The organism is Mycobacterium sp., assembly GCF_019243155.1.
GTDB lineage: Bacteria > Actinomycetota > Actinomycetes > Mycobacteriales > Mycobacteriaceae > Mycobacterium.
In genome coordinates this window covers 1-12553 of record NZ_JAFAUS010000247.1, presented here as the reverse complement: position 1 = coordinate 12553, position 12553 = coordinate 1, and the positions used below count along the sequence as shown (strand labels likewise).

Sequence of the window (12553 nt, the reverse complement as noted above, 5' to 3'; positions counted from 1 at the left end):
GCGGCGGGGCTGGATGCGTCGACCCGGTCCGCGGTCGACTCGGTCGCGGCACGCTGTCGTGCGGGCGACTTCGACGACGACGATCCGCCCGCCCGGCTGCACGGCGATCTGTGGAGCGGCAACGTGATGTGGACCCCTGACGGGGTGGTGCTGATCGATCCGGCGGCGCACGCCGGTCACCGGGAGACCGACCTGGCCATGCTGGACCTGTTCGGCTGTCCGCACCTGGACGCCGTCCTGGACGGCTATCAGCGGGTGCGGCCGCTGAAACCGGGCTGGCGCAATCGGATCGGGCTGCACCAGCTCTTTCCGCTGCTGGCGCATGTCGCGTTGTTCGGTGGCGGGTATGCGCGGCAGACCGCTGCCGCCGCCCGCGCCGCGCTGGCTGCCTGATCAACGGGCTGCGGTTGGATTGCCCGCCTCCTCCCACCGCTTCGCGGCGCATCGTCGGCGGGCTAGTGTCGAACTGCGATGACGATCGACGTGTGGATGCAGCATCCGACGCAGCGGTTCCTGCGCAGCGACTTCCTGGCCTCGCTGCGCCGCTGGACCGGTGGGTCCATCCCCGACGCCGACGTGCCGATTGAAATGACGCTGGCGGCGATGGATGCCGCCGGTGTCGAGTTCGGTCTGCTCAGCGCGTGGCGCGGCCCGGGCGGTCAGGACCTCGTCTCCAACGACGAAGTCGCGCAGTGGATCCGGTTGCACCCCAGCCGGTTTGCCGGCCTGGCGACCGTCGACCTCGACCGCCCGATGGAAGCGGTCCGGGAGTTGCGACGGCGGGTGGGCGACGGTGCATTCGTCGGCCTGCGCGTGGTGCCCTGGTTGTGGAACGCACCGCCCACCGATCGCCGTTACTACCCGCTGTTCGCCGAGTGTGTGGAATCCGGTGTGCCGTTCTGCACACAGGTCGGGCATACCGGCCCGCTGCGCCCATCGGAGACCGGCCGCCCGATTCCCTACATCGACCAGGTGGCGCTCGACTTTCCCGAATTGGTGATCGTGTGCGGCCACGTCGGCTATCCGTGGACCGAGGAGATGGTCGCCGTGGCCCGCAAGCACGAAAACGTCTACATCGATACGTCCGCCTACACGATCCGTCGACTGCCGGACGAACTCGTCAGATTCATGAAAACCGGTACCGGCCAACGAAAAGTGTTGTTCGGCACCAACTATCCGATGATCATGCACGACCATGCGTTGGCCGGACTGGACGAACTCGGGCTAACCGACGAGGCCCGCCGGAATTTCCTGCACGGCAATGCCGAGCGCGTATTCAAACTGGAGGCAATCAATTGAACGGTGCCCAGGCCCTGATCAACACGTTGGTCGACGGTGGTGTCGACGTGTGCTTCGCCAACCCGGGAACGTCGGAGATGCATTTCGTGGCCGCACTGGATTCCGTTCCCGGAATGCGTGGCGTGCTGGCACTTTTCGAGGGCGTGGCCACCGGCGCCGCCGACGGCTATGCCCGTATCGCCGACCGGCCGGCCGCGGTGCTGCTGCACCTGGGCCCCGGACTGGGCAACGGGTTGGCCAACCTGCACAACGCGCGGCGGGCACGGGTGCCGATGGTTGTCGTCGTCGGAGACCACGCCACGTACCACAAAAAGTACGACGCCCCACTGGAATCCGACATCGATGCGCTCGCGGGAACCGTCTCGGGATGGGTGCGCCGAACGACCGAAATCGCCGATGTCGCGGCCGATGCCGCCGAGAGCATCGCGACCAGCAGGTCGCACTCCCAGATTTCCACGCTGATCCTGCCCGCCGACGTGTCCTGGTCCGACGGCGCGCAGCCCGTCGCGACGGTCCAAGCGCAGCCCGCCGGCGCCGACCCGCTACTGGCGCCCGAGGTGCTCGAAGTGCTCAAGTCCGGGGAACCGACCGTGATCATGGTCGGGGGAGATGCCACCCGCAAGGCGGGCCTGACCGCGGCCGTGCGGATCGCTCAGGCGACGGGTGCCCGGGTGCTGTGCGAGACCTTCCCGACGCGGCTGGAGCGGGGTGCCGGCATTCCCGCGGTCGAGCGGCTCGCCTACTTCGCCGAGGCCGCCACGGCTCAGCTGGACGGCGCCAAGCATCTGATCCTGGTAGGGGCCAAGTCGCCGGTGTCGTTCTTCGCCTACCCGGGAATGCCCAGCGACCTGGTGCCGGCCGGCTGCGAGGTGCACGCGCTCGCGGGTCACAGCGGGGCCGCGGAGGCGCTGATCGCGGTGGCGGCCGAGGTGGCGCCCGACGCGGTGGCACCGGTGGCGGCCGCGTCGCGTCCGGACCTGCCGACTGGCGCACTGACGTCCGCCTCGGCGGCCGGCGTGATCGGTGCGCTGCTGCCCGACGCCGCGATCGTCGTCGACGAGTCCAACACCTCCGGCGTGTCGCTCCCCCAGGCCACGGCCGGCGCGCCCGCGCACGACTGGTTGACGCTAACCGGTGGCGCAATCGGCTACGGCATCCCGACCGCGGTGGGCGCCGCGGTCGCCGCGCCCGACCGCCCGGTGCTCTGCCTCGAGTCGGACGGGTCGGCCATGTACACGATTTCGGGTTTGTGGACTCAGGCGCGAGAGAACCTCAACGTGACCACCGTCGTCTACGACAACAGTGCCTACGACATCCTGCGCATCGAGCTGGCGCGTGTCGGCGCCGGATCCGCACCCGGCCCGCGGGCGCTGGACCTGCTCGACTTGTCACGTCCGACAATGGATTTCGTCAAGATCAGCGAAGGAATGGGCGTTCCCGCCCGTCGCGTCACCACCGCGGAGGAGTTCGCCGAGGCCCTGCGCGCGGCCTTCGCCGAACCCGGGCCGCACCTCATCGACGCCGTCGTGCCGTCAATAACGCGCTAGCACCGGAAGCCGGCTGAGCAGCCACTCGGCGAGGGTGTTGAGCACGTCGATGCCGGTCTCGAAAACGCCGTCGTACACTTCGCCCGCGAGCGCAACGCCCCATTGCCCCGAGGGCGTGGGAACGATTCCGAACTGCCGGACCAGATACTCCCCGTGTGTTCCCGGACCCCAACCGCCTTTTGCCGCATAGCCTTTGGCGGCCAGACCCCATCGCTGTCCGGCGGACAGGCTCCGCATCAGGTCGATAACGTCGGCGGAATCGGGGATCGACGGTAGCTCCGCGGCGAATCGCGCTTGCCGTTGCAGAGTCCACTCCGTCTGGCCAAATGCGGTGTAGCCACGGCGAAGTCGACGCGATTCGACGACGGTGGCAGTGTCGCCGCCTTCCGCGATGACGCCCTGCACGCGCCGTGCCGCGTCCACCGGATCGCCCAATCCGGACCACAACTGCTCGGACGCGCGGTTGTCGGACTCCGTGATGGCCGGCACGGCCAGGTCTTTGGCGCGCAACCAATCGCTGCGCAACGCCGCGATCGCCAGCGGAACCTTGATCGTCGACCAGGCGACACCGGACCACCACCGGCCCAGTGAATAGGTCCGGTCCGGGCGCGCGATCGCCACTCCGACATCCGCCGGTACCGAGGCGCAGAGTTGTTCGAAGCTCGCTTCCAGCGCAGCCGCGAGAGGCCGGGAACTCATGCGGTGATCGGCCTAGCAGCCCCAGCCATCGCGTCTCCTTCGCTCGCGGCATGTCAATGTTGCTTTAGTGTCAACAGCCTTAAATCGTAGTGCGACGAGGGTGACGGATGTGGCGATTGCTTACCGGGGAATCGGCCACACCGGGTCGCCGCAGTCGACACCCTGCGCGGATAACTGGCGCTTGAGCACCTTGAATGTCACCGTCCGCGGAAGTTCGGAACTGATCCGGACGTGCGATGGCCACTGCTTGGGTCCCAGGTCGGGCTGCTCGGCCAGGAAGCCGCGGAACTTCTCGGCGTCGAACTCCGCGCCCGCTTGCAGCACCACCGCCGCCATGACCTGGTCACCCACGACCGGGTCCGGGACCGGGTACACGGCCACCTCGTTGATGTCGGGATGCCGCAACAGGACCCGCTCGATCGGCGCGGCCCCCAGGTTCTCCCCGTCCACCCGCATCCAATCGCCAAGCCGTCCAGCGAAGTACGCGTAGCCCGCGTCGTCGCGGTAGGCCAGGTCACCACTGTGGTACACGCCGCCGGCCATCCGCTCGGCTTCGGCGGCCTCGTCGTTGTAGTAGCCCTCGAAACGACCCGGCCCGGCTGTGTTCACCAGTTCGCCCACCACGCCCGCGGGGCAGGGCCTGCCGGTGTCGGGATCGACGATCGCGATGCCATCGGGCAGCGGACCCAACGAGCCCGCCGGCGTGTCGGGCGTACGCGCGATCGCCACGCCGCCTTCGGTCGAGCCGAACCCGTCCTGGACGACACAGCCGAATCGGAGGCCGAATCGCTCGATGTCGCCGGGCACGCCCTCATTGCCGTACACGGCTCGCAGCGGGTTGTCCGCATCGTCGGGCTGTTCGGGCGTGGCGAGCACGTAGGAGAGGGGCTTGCCCACGTAGTTGGCGTAGGTCGCACCGTAACGGCGGATGTCCGGTAGGAACCCCGACGCAGAGAACTTGCGCCGCAACGCCATTGAGCCCAGGCACGCGGCGGATACCGCCCAGCCGACCAGCACGGCGTTGGAGTGGAACAGTGGCATCGACACGTAGCAGACATCGTCGGCGCCGAGATTGAATCGCTGCGTCATCGTCACACCGGCGATCGCCACCTTGCCGTGGCTGCACTTCACCGCCTTGGGCTCGCCGCTGGTGCCCGACGTGAAGATCAGCATGAACAGGTCGGCCGGCGACGCGGACTGAAAAGTCATCTCGGTGTCGCGATGCGCGGCGACCTCGTCGGCCCACTCGGAGGAGTCGACGTTCAGGTGCTCGATATCGTCCAGCGTCTCAGCGGATTTCGCGTCCGCCAGCACCAGTTGGCAGTCGGCGCGGACGATGTCGCGTTGCAGCGCCGCGCCCCGGCGCACCGGGTTGAGCCCCACCGGCACGATTCCCGACATGCCCGCGGCCACCAGCATCGCCGAGAAGAAGGGGGTGTTCTCCAGCAGCACGCCGACATGCGGCGGCCGGTCGGGATCGAGGCGCTCCCGCAGCGTCGCGGCGATAGCGGCGCCATGCCGCAGATGATCACGCCAGCTGGTGAACGAGTCCTCGAAGTAGATACCCCGGTCGTCGATCTCGGTCAGCGGCACCAGCAGCTTGGTGACCGTCAGGTCGTCGGGGATCACTGCGCCGGGTCAGGCGGGGGTCTCTGCCAGCTCGCGGCCGATCCGGCGCAGCTGTCCGATGGCACCGCCCAACGCGAACTCGGTTTCCTTGGCTGCCAAGAAGTATCGGTGCACCGGGTGATCGGTGTCGACGCCGACGCCGCCGTGCACGTGCACGATGGTGTGGGCCACGCGATGTCCGGCGTCAGCGGCCCAGAACGCCGCGCTGGCAACGTCGACGTCGGCGGGAACGTCTTCGGAGACCCGCCACGCCGCCTGCGTGAGCGTCAACCGCAATCCCTTGACATCGATGTAACCGTCGGCCAGTCGCTGTGCCACCGCCTGGAAGCTGCCGATCGGGCGGTCGAATTGCTCACGCTCGCGGGCGTATTGGGCGGTCATCTGCAGCCCGCGCTCGAGAACTCCCAACTGAAAGGCGCTGCGGCCCAGATTGTTCAGCGTGTCGAGCCAGACCACCACCTCGGCACCTCCCACCATGCGGGTGCCGTCCACCGTCGTTCCGTCCAGCGCCACATGCGCGACGCTGCCCAGCCCGGTGGTCTTCAGCGCGGTCACCGCAACGCCCGGATCGTCGGCGGCAACGAGGAAAACCACCGTCCCGGTGTCCGTTTCGGCAGGGACCAGGAAGGCGTCCGCGGCGGGGCCGAAGCTGACCTGCGTGCGCGTACCGGTGAGGCGGTAGCCGTCGCCGGAGCGGGTGGCCTGGACCGGGCCCTCACCCATCTCGCCGGCGAGAGCTACGGTGAGAATCTTCTCGCCGCTCACCGCCGCGCTGCCCCAATTCCGTTGCAGCTCTTCCGAACCGAACCGGGCCAGCGCGCCCGCGCCCAGTACCACCGACTCCAGATACGGAACGGCGGCCAGCTGGTGGCCCAGGGCCACCAGAATCGCGACCTGTTCGAGCGCGCCGAAACCGTCACCCCCGACCGAGGTCGCCGAGGCGCTGGACAGGATGTCGGCGTCGATCAGCTTGCCCCAGAGCTCACGGTCGAACCGTTGATCGAGCCCGTCGAGCTCGCGCTGGTGTTGCGGCGTGCACACCGAGTCCACGATGGTGTCGACCAGACCACCGAGATCCTGCGCCGCTTCGGTTGTCGAGAAATCCATGGGTGTTCGTCCTTTGCGGGGTCAGCGGTTGGCTCGGGGCAGTCCGAGCGCGACCATTCCGATGATGTCGCGCTGCACCTCGTTGGTGCCGCCGCCGAAGGTCAGGATCAGGCAGGCGCGGTGCATCCTCTCGACCCGGCCGCGCAGCAGCGCACCCGGCGAGTCCTGACGCACCGTCGCGGCGGTGCCGAGCACCTCCATCAGCAACCGGTAGGCCTCGGTGGCCAGCTCGGTGCCGTAAACCTTGGCCGCCGACGCGTCCGCGGGCCCGAGGGCCTCGCTTTCCGACGACGCCAGCTCCCAGTTGATGAGCTTGAGAACTTCGGCCTTGGCGTGCACCCGGGCCAGGTTGATCTGCACCCATTCGGAATCGATGAGTCGATTGCCGGTGAAGTCCTTGGTGTTCTGCGCCCATTCGCGAACCTCGCGCAGCGCCAAAAAGATCGGTTGCGGCGACACCAGAGCGACCCGCTCGTGGTTGAGCTGGTTGGTGACGAGCTTCCACCCGCCGTTCTCCTCGCCGATCAGGTTGGTGACCGGCACGCGCACGTCGGAGTAATAGGTGGCGCTGGTGTCCACACCGGCCATGGTGTGCACCGGCGTCCAGGAGAAACCCTCGGCGGTCGTCGGCACGGCGATCATCGAGATGCCGCGGTGCTTCTTGGCCTCCGGGTTGGTGCGCACCGCCAGCCACACCCAGTCCGCGTAGGCGATCAGGCTGGTCCACATCTTCTGGCCGTTGATGACGTAGTCGTCACCGTCGCGAACCGCGCTGGTTCGCAGGTTCGCCAGGTCGGTGCCGGCCCCGGGCTCGGAGTAGCCGATCGAGAAGTGGAGCTCGCCGGCCGCGATCTTGGGCAGGAAGAACTTCTTCTGCTCGTCGGTGCCGAAAGCCATGATGGTCGGCGCCACGCTGTTGATCGTCAGGAATGGCACCGGCACACCGGCGATCGCGGCCTCGTCGGTGAAGATCAGTGAGTCCATCGGGGAGCGATCCTGGCCGCCGTACTCCTTGGGCCAGTTCAGGGTGAGCCACCCGTCCTTGCCCATCTGCGCGACGGTGTCGCGATACGCGTTGCCGGTCCCGACCTCGCCCTGCGTCGAGCTCAGCGCTTCGCGGCGTTCCGGCGTCATCAGCGCGGCGAAGTACGACCGCAGCTCGCGTCGCAGCTCCTCCTGTTCAGGGGTGTAACTGATACGCATTTCAGCCGTCCTTCGTTGACGTGACACGCTTCGACCAACCGACGTTACTCGGCCGACCACTACCCATTCGCTTCCCCGGTTGTAACACGTTCTAGTCTGGGAATCCAGCGACCGTTTCCCCGGACGTATCAGGGTCTTATGGTGGACCTACATACTGATGGGGCATGTCCTCAAAATCGAGTCCAGGTTCAAGGAGGGTGCTGTGCGGGTGATCGTGGACCGTGACCGGTGTGAAGGTAACGCCGTGTGCTTGGGTATTGCGCCGGACATCTTCGACCTGGACGACGAGGATTACGCCGTCGTGAAGCTCGACCCGATCCCGTCCGATCAGGAGCAACTGGCCGAGCAGGCAATCGCCGAGTGCCCGCGCGCGGCGCTGTTGCGCGGCGACTGACTGAGCCGCCCGAAACTAGAGGTATTCATAAATTGAGTAGCAGCACGAACGCGACCGATCTCTCCGGAAAGGTCGCGGTGGTGACCGGCGCGGCCGCGGGGCTTGGCCGGGCCGAGGCCCTCGGCTTGGCCCGGGCCGGCGCCACCGTCGTCGTCAACGACATAGCCGCGGCGCTGGACGCGTCCGACGTGATCGACGAGATCAACAGCATCGGTTCCAAGGCCGTCGCGGTGGCCGGCGACATCAGCGAACGCTCGACGGCCGATGAACTTGTTGCTCAGGCGGACGGCTTGGGCGGACTGGACATCGTGGTCAACAACGCGGGCATCACCCGTGACCGGATGCTGTTCAACATGTCCGACGAGGAGTGGGACCTGGTCATCGCGGTACACCTGCGCGGCCATTTCCTGCTGACCCGCAATGCGGCCACCTACTGGCGCTCGAAGGCCAAGGATTCGGGGGGGACGGTCTTCGGCCGTCTGGTCAACACGGCGTCCGAGGCCGGTCTGGTCGGCCCGGTGGGGCAGGCCAACTACGGCGCCGCGAAAGCGGGCATCATCTCGCTCACCATGACGGCTGCGCGGGCGCTGGGCCGCTATGGGGTGTGCGCGAACGCGATTTGTCCGCGTGCCCGGACCGCGATGACGGCCGACGTCTTCGGTGCGGCGCCAGACGTCGAACCGGGCGGCGTCGACCCGCTGTCGCCCGACCATGTGGTGAGTCTGGTCAAGTTTTTGTCGTCGCCCGCGGCGGCGGAAGTCAACGGCCAGGTGTTCATTGTTTACGGCCCGCGGGTGACGCTCGTTTCCGCGCCGACGGTGGAGCGCCAATTCAGCGCCGAGGGGGAAGCGTGGGAGCCCGCGCAACTGAGCGCGACGCTCCAGGATTACTTTGCTGGCCGCGACCCGGAGCACAATTTTTCCGCGACCGGCCTGATGGAGTAATAACACTGTGAGGCCACTTTGGAGCGCCAAATCGGCTAGTAGAACGTGTGTCAGATTACGAGCGCTAAACCACTTCTGACCAGGTAAATTAACGTTTTCGATAAAGAGATGTTGTTCATTGACACGATGAACTTCTTCTGGGTTAATATGAGCCGGCTCGTACTGAGCCGCGTGCGGCCTAAGCCGGCGCAAAGTCCGTACACTGACTTCGCCGCGTCGAGCCGAGGGGGGGACTTAGTTTGAAAGAACAACTTGCCGTTCCCGCCCGCGCTGTCGGCGGGTTTTTCGAAATGATGATCGACACGGGCCGCGCGATTTTTCGGCGGCCTTTCCAATTCGGCGAGTTTTTGGATCAGACGTGGATGATCGCGCGGGTGTCGCTGGTGCCGACGCTGCTGGTGTCGATTCCTTTCACTGTCCTGGTCGCTTTCACCCTCAATATCCTGTTGCGCGAAATCGGCGCCGCCGACTTGTCCGGCGCCGGAACCGCATTCGGCACCATCACCCAGCTGGGCCCGGTGGTGACCGTGCTGGTGGTGGCCGGCGCCGGAGCCACCGCGATCTGCGCCGACCTCGGCGCCCGGACGATCCGCGAAGAGATAGACGCGATGCGGGTGCTCGGCATCGACCCGATCCATCGGCTCGTGGTGCCTCGGGTGCTGGCGTCGACTGTGGTCGCGCTGCTGCTCAACGGCCTCGTGTGCGCGATCGGCCTCTCCGGCGGCTACGTGTTCTCCGTTTTCCTGCAGGGCGTCAACCCGGGCGCGTTCATCAACGGGTTGACCGTGCTGACCGGGCTGCGCGAGCTGATCCTCGCTGAAGTCAAAGCGCTGCTGTTCGGTGTGATGGCCGGACTGGTCGGCTGCTATCGCGGCCTGACCGTCAAGGGCGGCCCCAAAGGCGTCGGTAATGCGGTCAACGAAACGGTGGTCTACGCGTTCATTTGTTTGTTCGTGATCAACGTGGTGATGACCGCAATCGGCGTCCGAATTTCGGCCAAGTGATGAGACGGGCTGATACGCGATGAGCTACGACTTCACTTACCGGCTGCGCAATTTCGCGGCCCGGTTTCAAGAGCCGGTCGACGATTTCGGCGAGCAGGCTTTGTTTTACGGCCAAACAATGCGTTATGTCCCCAATGCGCTGACCCGATATCGCAAAGAGACGATCCGTCTCATCGCCGAGATGACGATGGGCGCGGGAGCGCTCGTCATGATCGGCGGCACGGTCGGTGTTGCGGCCTTCCTGACCTTGGCCTCCGGCGGTGTCATCGCCGTCCAGGGGTATTCGTCGCTGGGCAACATCGGCATCGAAGCGCTGACCGGCTTCCTGTCGGCGTTCCTCAACGTTCGCGTCGTTGCGCCGGTGATCGCCGGCATCGCGCTGGCCGCCACCATCGGTGCCGGCGCCACCGCCCAGTTGGGCGCTATGCGGGTGTCCGAGGAGATCGACGCCGTCGAGTCCATGGCGGTGCACTCGGTGTCCTACCTGGTGTCGACTCGCCTGATCGCCGGCCTGATCGCGATCGTTCCGCTGTATTCACTGTCGGTACTCGCGGCGTTCTTCGCGGCCCGCTTCACCACGGTGTACATCAACGGGCAATCCAAAGGCCTCTACGACCACTACTTCAATACCTTCCTCATACCGTCCGATCTTCTGTGGTCGTTTTTGCAGGCCATCGTGATGTCGATCGCGGTGATGCTCGTCCATACCTATTACGGCTACAACGCCAGTGGCGGCCCGGTCGGCGTCGGCATCGCGGTCGGTCAGGCGGTGCGAACTTCGCTGATCGTTGTGGTCGTCATCACGTTGTTCATCTCGCTGGCTGTCTATGGTGCATCCGGTAACTTCAACCTCTCCGGCTGACAGGACCGCTTAAAGGAACATGGCTCAAACAGGATCTAAACGCTCATCGGTTCGGCTGGCAGCGGCGGTGCTGGCCAGCCTCATGGTGGCTTTCGCGGTCCTTACTTACCTTTCCTACACAGCGGCTTTCGCGTCCACCGATACCGTCACCGTGTCGGCGCCCAGGGCCGGTCTGGTGATGGAGAAGGGCGCCAAGGTCAAATACCGGGGCATCCAGATCGGCAAGGTCTCCGACATCGATTACTCCGACGAGCAGGCGCGCCTGACACTGGCCATCAACAGCAACGACATGCACTTCATCCCGTCCAACGCGACGGTGCACATCGCCGGCAACACGATCTTCGGCGCCAAGTCGGTGGAATTCATTCCGCCGCAAACGCCTTCGCCGACGTCGCTGCGTCCCAACACCCACGTCGCGGCCTCGGCGGTGCAACTCGAGGTCAACACCCTGTTCCAGTCGCTGATCGACTTGTTGCACAAGGTCGACCCGGTCGAACTCAACGGGACACTGAGCGCGCTGTCGGAAGGCCTGCGTGGTCACGGTGACGACCTGGGCGGCATCCTGTCAGGGTTGAATACGCTGACGCGCCAAGCGAACCCGAAGCTTTCCGAGCTGCAGGAGGATTTCCACAAGACCGCGGTAGTCGCAAACACCTACGCCGATGCCGCCCCCGACCTGAACACCGTTTTCGACAACGTGCCGACGATCAGCAAAACGGTCGTGGACCAGCAGGACAACCTCAACGACACACTGTTGGCCACAATCGGCTTGGCCAACAACGCTTATGACACGCTTGCTCCTGCCGAACAGGACTTCATCGACGCCATCAATCGGCTGCGCGCCCCACTGAAGGTGGCCGCCGACTACTCGCCGGAATTCGGCTGCCTGTTCGCGGGCATCGAGCGAGGCATCAAGGAGTTCGCGCCGTTGTTGGGCGTCCGCAAAGCGGGCCTGTTCACGTCGTCGAGCTTCGTGTTGGGTGCGCCGGCCTACACCTACCCCGAATCCCTGCCGGTGGTGAACGCCTCCGGTGGCCCGAACTGCCGTGGACTGCCCGACATTCCGACCAAGCAGACGGGTGGGTCTTTCTATCGCGCACCGTTCCTGGTCACCGACAATGCGAACATCCCGTACGAGCCGTTCACCGAGCTGCAGTTCGACGCACCCTCGACCCTGCAGTTCTTGTTCCACGGCGCCTTCGCCGAACGGGACGACTTCTAATGGCCGGCTCGGGCATGCCCTCACACCGTTCGATGATGATCAAGGTCATCATCTTCACAGTGGCCATGCTGCTGGTGTCCGCGAGCCTGGTGGTGGTCTTCGGTGACTTCAGGTTCGGTCCCGAAAGCACTTATCATGCAACGTTTGTCGACGCGTCGAGACTGAAGGCGGGTCAGAAGGTCCGCATCGCCGGAGTGCCGGTCGGCGCGGTGTCAGGTGTTAAGCTCAACCAGGACAACACGATTGACGTGAAGTTCGGCATCGACAAGCGCTACACCCTGTACTCGTCGACGCGCGCGGTGGTCCGCTACGAAAACCTGGTCGGCGACCGGTATCTGGAGATCACCTCGGGACCGGGGGAGCTGCGGAAGCTGCCGCCGGGTGCGACGATCAACGCCCAACACACCCAGCCCGCACTGGATTTGGATGCGCTGCTCGGTGGGCTGCGCCCGGTGCTCAAGGGCCTGGACGCGGACAAGGTCAACACCGTGAGCAGCGCCGTGATCGAGTTGCTGCAGGGCCAGGGTGGGGCGTTGTCGAATGTGCTCGCCGACACCAGCGCGTTCTCGTCGGCGCTGGGGCAACGCGACCAGCTCATCGGTGACGTGATCAACAACCTCAACACGGTCCTCAAGACCGTCGA

The 12553-nt window shown here is 65.8% G+C and carries 13 protein-coding genes; 9 read left to right on the top strand and 4 right to left on the bottom strand.

Annotation, left to right across the window (positions count from 1 at the left end):
• The 3 genes from JOZ00_RS12240 to JOZ00_RS12230 all read left to right on the top strand — a co-directional run.
• Positions 1-393: fructosamine kinase family protein (locus tag JOZ00_RS12240; protein ID WP_293344179.1), on the top strand; the 393-nt coding region annotated here is incomplete at its 5' end.
• A 78-nt stretch (positions 394-471) separates the two neighbouring features.
• Entirely contained in the window at positions 472-1299 is an 828-nt protein-coding gene (locus JOZ00_RS12235; protein ID WP_293344177.1) for an amidohydrolase family protein, read from the top strand.
• Positions 1296-2846, top strand: coding sequence for an acetolactate synthase large subunit (locus JOZ00_RS12230; RefSeq protein WP_293344175.1), 1551 nt, complete (start codon positions 1296-1298; stop codon positions 2844-2846). The genes JOZ00_RS12235 and JOZ00_RS12230 overlap by 4 nt, the downstream gene beginning before the upstream one ends.
• Here the strand turns inward: JOZ00_RS12230 and JOZ00_RS12225 are convergent.
• From JOZ00_RS12225 to JOZ00_RS12210, 4 genes are all read right to left on the bottom strand, one after another.
• Positions 2832-3545, bottom strand: coding sequence for a hypothetical protein (locus JOZ00_RS12225; protein ID WP_293344173.1), 714 nt, complete (start codon positions 3543-3545; stop codon positions 2832-2834). The two genes, JOZ00_RS12230 and JOZ00_RS12225, sit on opposite strands and share 15 nt — an antisense overlap.
• 120 nt (positions 3546-3665) lie before the next feature.
• Positions 3666-5171 carry a long-chain-fatty-acid--CoA ligase FadD17 gene (gene fadD17 / locus JOZ00_RS12220; RefSeq protein ID WP_293344183.1) on the bottom strand — a complete coding sequence of 502 codons (1506 nt, stop codon included), beginning with the start codon at positions 5169-5171 and terminating at the stop codon, positions 3666-3668.
• Between the two features lie 12 nt (positions 5172-5183).
• A complete protein-coding gene (locus JOZ00_RS12215; RefSeq protein WP_293344171.1) occupies positions 5184-6281 on the bottom strand; it encodes an acyl-CoA dehydrogenase family protein in 1098 nt (365 codons plus the stop codon).
• Between the two features lie 21 nt (positions 6282-6302).
• Positions 6303-7484 carry an acyl-CoA dehydrogenase gene (locus tag JOZ00_RS12210; RefSeq protein ID WP_293344169.1) on the bottom strand — a complete coding sequence of 394 codons (1182 nt, stop codon included), beginning with the start codon at positions 7482-7484 and terminating at the stop codon, positions 6303-6305.
• Between the two features lie 202 nt (positions 7485-7686).
• Here JOZ00_RS12210 and JOZ00_RS12205 point away from each other — a divergent pair, with 202 nt between their 5' ends.
• From JOZ00_RS12205 to JOZ00_RS12180, 6 genes are all read left to right on the top strand, one after another.
• The gene (locus JOZ00_RS12205; protein ID WP_293344167.1) at positions 7687-7878 is read left to right on the top strand and encodes a ferredoxin; all 192 of its coding nucleotides are present in this window, start codon (positions 7687-7689) and stop codon (positions 7876-7878) included.
• A 32-nt stretch (positions 7879-7910) separates the two neighbouring features.
• Positions 7911-8822, top strand: a complete 912-nt coding sequence (locus tag JOZ00_RS12200; protein WP_293344181.1) for a 3-oxoacyl-ACP reductase — start codon at positions 7911-7913, stop codon at positions 8820-8822.
• Positions 8823-9061: 239 nt separating this feature from the next.
• Entirely contained in the window at positions 9062-9826 is a 765-nt protein-coding gene (locus JOZ00_RS12195) for an ABC transporter permease (RefSeq protein WP_293344165.1), read from the top strand.
• A 19-nt stretch (positions 9827-9845) separates the two neighbouring features.
• Complete coding sequence (locus JOZ00_RS12190) at positions 9846-10688, top strand: ABC transporter permease (RefSeq protein ID WP_293344163.1); 843 nt, start codon at positions 9846-9848, stop codon at positions 10686-10688.
• Positions 10689-10707: 19 nt separating this feature from the next.
• Positions 10708-11910 (top strand): virulence factor Mce family protein, encoded by a 1203-nt coding sequence (locus JOZ00_RS12185; RefSeq protein WP_293344160.1) that lies wholly within the window; start codon positions 10708-10710, stop codon positions 11908-11910.
• A partial coding sequence (locus tag JOZ00_RS12180; RefSeq protein WP_293344158.1) for an MCE family protein occupies positions 11910-12553 on the top strand: 644 nt, incomplete at its 3' end. The genes JOZ00_RS12185 and JOZ00_RS12180, both read left to right, overlap by 1 nt.